Consider the following 4,787-nt stretch of genomic DNA (forward strand, 5'->3'; position numbering starts at 1 on the left):
CATGCTTACAAGGCAAGTGCTCTGCCGACTGAGCTACTCGGGCGCGAACTTCGCTTTCAGCATAGGGGTTTGGGCCCAGCAGCTTCCGACATTGGCCATTCATAGGACTCGAGAACGCACAACGGTGCCTGCGGTGCTGCACGTGCTGCTACTTGAGGGCGCGGCCGGCACGGCACGAGATCACATGATGCTGTGCACGGACGACCTGATCCGCGTCAGCGCCGGGTGCTAAACGCCGCTGGGGATCTCGATCACTCGACGCCATGCTCCTCGCTGCCGCAGGCCAGTTGGGCCAAGACCTCGAGTACGTCGTCACCGAGGACGAACGTAAAGCTGATCCGGCCCCGCCGCTCGACATGAAGGCTGCGAGCCAGGCGCACGCGGTCGCGGCTCAGAGCACATATGGGGTTCCCCCGGTTTTGTTGTCACCGACATTATGCGGACTTTGATGACTTCCAGTACTTATTATCGTACTCCTCAGGAGTGAGATAATCAAGAGTGGAATGCAGTCTCTTTCGATTGTAGAACACCTCGATATAGTCGAACAACGCCATTTCAAGCTCGGCGCGAGTGGCCCACTCTCTGGTATTCACGAGCTCGCGCTTCACGGTCGCCCAGAAACTCTCCGCCACCGCGTTATCCCAACAATTTCCTTTTCTGCTCATTGACGGGACCATGCCCAACTCGACGAGCCGTTGCTGATAGTCGTAACTCGTGTACTGGCAACCGCGATCTGAGTGATGCACCAGACCCGCAGGCGGGTGACGACGGGCCACCGCGTCGTCGAGGGCGGCCACGCACAGCTCGGTGCGCATGTGATCGGCGGCTGCCCAGCCCACCACCGCCCGGCTGTAGCAGTCCAAGATGGCGGCCAGGTACAGCCATCCCTCCCCGGTCGCCAGGTAGGTGTTATGTCGAGCTTTCCATAACACCTATTCGGCCCAGCTCGCGGTTATGTGCAGCATGGCGGCTTGAGCCGAGCCGCATGTCGGTGGGGCTTCGTGGTGGCGGCGGGCTGGTCGTCGTGTAGCTGCACATAATAGCAACGCTTCTTCGGGGTCCGGCCGAGCGGTCCGGAGGAGAGGGAGCAGCGATGTCAGGTCGTGTTGGGTGGTCGGTGGAGGCTGCGCTGGCGGACTTCGATGAGCATCTTCGGCGTGCCCGAGGGTTGTGTGTGGGGACCCGGGTCAACTACGCCCGATTCGCCGGCGCCTTCTTGGGCGCGACGTTCCCGGACGGTCAGGTCGAGGTGGAGCGGATCGCGGTGAGCGATGTCGTCGGCTTCATCGCGGCGGCGACCCGTCGCTATGAGCCCAAGACCGTGGAGTCGGCGGCGACGTCCCTGCGGTCGTTCTTCCGCTTCCTACGCGCTCAGGGTCTGGGCGGGGAGCGGCTGGAGGCCGCCGTTCCCATGGTGCCGCATCGCCGGAGCGGCCTGGTCAGGCACCTGGCGCCTGATTCGCTCGAGCGGCTGGTCGCGTCGCTGGACAGGTCGTCGCCGCGGGGGTTGCGGGACCGGGCGATCATCTTGTGCATTGCGCGGCTGGGGCTGCGGGTCAGCGAGGTCACCCGCCTGCGGCTCGATGACATCGACTGGCGCGCAGGTGTGGTCCGGGTCCGAGCCCGCAAGACCGGCCACGGGGCACAGCTGCCGCTGACGGGCGAGGTCGGGGCGGCGTTGGCGGACTACCTGCAGAGCGGCCGGCCCGCCACCACGGCGAGAGAGGTGTTCGTACTCGTCGGTTCCCGGCCGGGCGCGCCGATCAGCGACAGCATCGTCGGGCGAGCGGTGGACAACGCGTTGCGGCGGGCGGGGATCGCGGCGCCGACACGGGGCGGGAACCTGCTTCGCCACTCGCTGGCCACCGGGCTGCTGGCTCGGGGTGTCAGTTTGGCCGAGATCGCCGGCCTGCTCGGGCATAGCTCGCTGGCCACGACCCGGATCTACGCCGCGGTTGACATTGACGCCTTGCGCGAGGTGGCGCTGCCGTGGCCGGCGGTGACGTCATGACCGGCTCGGTGGCAGTCCTGGTCGAGGATTACGTCCGTTTGCGCCGCGGGCTGGGCTACCGGTCCGTGACCCAAGAGCGTGCGCTGCGGGCTTTCGCCCGATCCTTCGCCGGGCACGAGGGGCCGATCCCGCTGGAGTTGACGCTGGACTGGACGACGTCGACGTCGTCCGCTGATCCGCGCAACCCGGCACGACGCTTGGCGATGGTGCGAGGCTTCCTGCGCCACCTCCACGCCTTGGACGGTGCCACCGACGTGCCCGCCGCGGGGATGCTCGGCCCGACCGGGCAGCGCACCCCGCCGCACATCTACACCGACGACGAGATCGCCGAGCTGCTCACAGCCGCCGGGCAGCTCGCTCCCGCCGGCGGTCTGCGGCCCCGCTGCTACACCACCTTGTTCGGCCTGTTGGCCTGCACGGGTCTGCGGATCAGCGAGGCGCTCGCCCTGTCCTGCGCCGATGTCGACCTGGAAGCGGGAGTGATCACCGTCCGGGCCGGCAAGCGGGGCCTGACCCGGCTGGTCCCCCTCCATCCCAGCGCCATCGGCCCGCTCCGGGACTTCGCGTCCGAACGGGAACGCCGCCACGGTGCCGCCAGCCCGGATGACGCCTTCTTCCGCACGGAGGCCAGCGAGCGGCTCAGCTACGACACCGCCTATCACGCCTTCAGCGTGGTTCGCCGGCGGCTCGGCTGGGACGCGACCGGCCGCACCCGCGCCCCGCGGGTTCACGACCTGCGCCATCGCATGGTGGTGCGACGCATCCAGACCTGGCACGCCCAAGGCGTCGACGTCGACGCCAAGGTCGCCGCGTTGGCCACCTACCTCGGCCACGTCGAGGTGCGCGACGTCTACTGGTACTTGTCGGCCGTGCCCGAGCTGATGGGCATCGTCGCGGACCGCTTCGAGGCCTTCAGCGCAGGCTCGCCGACGGGTTCGCGATGAGAGCGCCCCAGGTCCGCTTCGATCAGCTCGTCCAGGACTTCTTCCTACGCCGCTTGATCGACCAGCGAGGTGCCAGCCCCAGGACCGTGGAGAGCTACCGGGACGCGTTCGAGCTGCTATTCGGGTTCGTCGAGCAGCGCCTCGGCAAACCACCGTCGGCGCTGAGCCTGGCCGACTTGGACGCCCCGACGATCCTGGACTTCCTCGACCATCTGGAGGCCGTTCGCCACAACACCCCCCGCACACGCAACGCCCGCCTCGCGGCCATCCACTCCTTCATGCGCTACGCCGCCCTGCGCGATCCGGCGTCCCTGGCCATCACCGCCCGGGTGCTGGCCATACCCGCCAAACGGTTCGACCGGCCTGTGCTCGGCTATCTCAGCCGCCAGGAGACCGCCGCCATCCTCGCCGCTCCCGACCGGCGCACATGGAGCGGGCAGCGCGACGCCGTCCTGCTCGCCGTCGCCTACAACACCGGCGCCCGCGTCTCGGAACTGACCGGCTTACGGGTTCGCGACGTGCTCCTGGAGCGCCAAAGCGCCCTGCATCTGCACGGCAAGGGCCGCAAGGAGCGCGTCATCCCGTTGTGGGCCAGCACCGCCGCCGCCCTGCGCTCATGGATGGACAGGATCAGCCTCGCCCCCGAGGCGCCCGTGTTTCCCAACAGGAACGGCGCCGCGATGTCGCGCTCGGGGGTGCGCGACCGACTCAACCGTGCCGTCGCGGCCGCCGAGCAAGACTGCCCGTCACTACGCGGCCGGCAAGTGTCGCCCCACACCCTGCGCCACTCGACCGCCGTCCACCTGCTCGAGTCCGGCGCCGACCTCGCCGTCATCGCCCTCTGGCTCGGGCACTCAAGCCCAGCCGTCACGCACCAATACCTCGAAGCCGACCTGGCCCGCAAAGAAGCAACCCTCAGCCGTCTCGACGACCCGAGCCCAGCCCCGGCCCGGTTCCGGCCGAACGACCGTCTCCTCGCCTTCCTGGAACACCTCTGATTATGTGCAGCCCACCGGACCCGAGACCGCCGTGATCTCCACGCACCACTGCTCCCGCTGCACATAACCACGAGGTGGGCCGAATAGGTGATGTCGGTCACCCACAGGCGGTCCGGGGCGGCCGGGTCGAAGTCCCTGTCTGCCACGTTGGGCGCCGACACCGCCGCCGGATCGGTGATCGTGGTCCGAGGCAGCGGGCGACGCCCATCGCGCCCGCACAGGCCGTGCAAGGCCATCAGCCGCGCCACCCGGTTCGGGCCGACCGTCCGGCCACGCCGGCGAAGCTCGGCCCACACCCGCGGCGCCCCGTAGCTGCGTCGGCTCTCGTTGAAGATCACCGTGATCTCACCCAACAGCACCGCGTCGTCGAGCTGGCGGGCCGTGGGCGGCGCGTCCTGGCGACGCACCCACTTCGCGTACCCCTGGCGGGACACGCCCAGCTCACGACACATGAACGCCACCGGGAAGTTCGCCTTCTCCGCGTCGATAAACTGAAAGATCAGTTCTGTGTTTCGCTCGCGAAGAAGGCCGTCGCTTTTTTTAGGAGCTCCACGCGCATCTGCAACTCGCGGTTCTCCGCGCGCAGACGACGGATCTCGTCTTTCTCTTTGGACGTCATTGACTCAGAACTATCAGCCCCGGCCTCCCGAGCCGCGGATATCCAGTTCGCCAACGTCGACTCCCCGACACCCAATTCTCGAGCCGCGCCGGCTATCGACTTGTGCTGCTCCAACACGTACGCCACAGCCTTCTCGCGGAACTCCCGAGAGAACGACCTCTTAGACCGTGCCACACCAACCAACCCCTTCCAGAGAGATCATTACCTCTCAGCTC

Annotated in this window: 6 protein-coding genes; 3 read left to right on the plus strand and 3 right to left on the minus strand. The window is 67.7% G+C overall.

Annotated elements, in window-relative coordinates:
* Positions 1-251 precede the first annotated feature (251 nt).
* The gene (locus VNF71_12445) at positions 252-380 is read right to left on the minus strand and encodes a hypothetical protein (protein ID HVA75362.1); all 129 of its coding nucleotides are present in this window, start codon (positions 378-380) and stop codon (positions 252-254) included.
* 54 nt (positions 381-434) lie between these two features.
* Positions 435-932 (minus strand): IS3 family transposase, encoded by a 498-nt coding sequence (locus VNF71_12450; GenBank protein ID HVA75363.1) that lies wholly within the window; start codon positions 930-932, stop codon positions 435-437.
* Between the two features lie 161 nt (positions 933-1,093).
* Between VNF71_12450 and VNF71_12455 the strand changes: the two genes are divergently transcribed.
* The 3 genes from VNF71_12455 to VNF71_12465 are packed head-to-tail and all read left to right on the plus strand — an operon-like array spanning position 1,094 to position 3,953.
* Positions 1,094-2,011, plus strand: coding sequence for a site-specific integrase (locus tag VNF71_12455; protein ID HVA75364.1), 918 nt, complete (start codon positions 1,094-1,096; stop codon positions 2,009-2,011).
* Positions 1,990-2,955: a tyrosine-type recombinase/integrase gene (locus VNF71_12460; protein HVA75365.1), complete on the plus strand. Its 966-nt coding sequence runs from the start codon at positions 1,990-1,992 to the stop codon at positions 2,953-2,955. The genes VNF71_12455 and VNF71_12460 overlap by 22 nt, the downstream gene beginning before the upstream one ends.
* Positions 2,952-3,953 (plus strand): site-specific integrase, encoded by a 1,002-nt coding sequence (locus VNF71_12465; protein HVA75366.1) that lies wholly within the window; start codon positions 2,952-2,954, stop codon positions 3,951-3,953. The genes VNF71_12460 and VNF71_12465 overlap by 4 nt, the downstream gene beginning before the upstream one ends.
* A gap of 499 nt (positions 3,954-4,452) precedes the next feature.
* Here the strand turns inward: VNF71_12465 and VNF71_12470 are convergent, their stop codons facing one another.
* On the minus strand, positions 4,453-4,746 hold the full coding sequence (locus VNF71_12470; GenBank protein HVA75367.1) for a transposase: 294 nt from the start codon (positions 4,744-4,746) through the stop codon (positions 4,453-4,455).
* Between the last annotated feature and the right edge of the window lie 41 nt (positions 4,747-4,787).

It is taken from the genome of Acidimicrobiales bacterium (genome assembly GCA_035533095.1).
In the GTDB taxonomy this organism is placed as follows: domain Bacteria; phylum Actinomycetota; class Acidimicrobiia; order Acidimicrobiales; family Palsa-688; genus DATLUM01.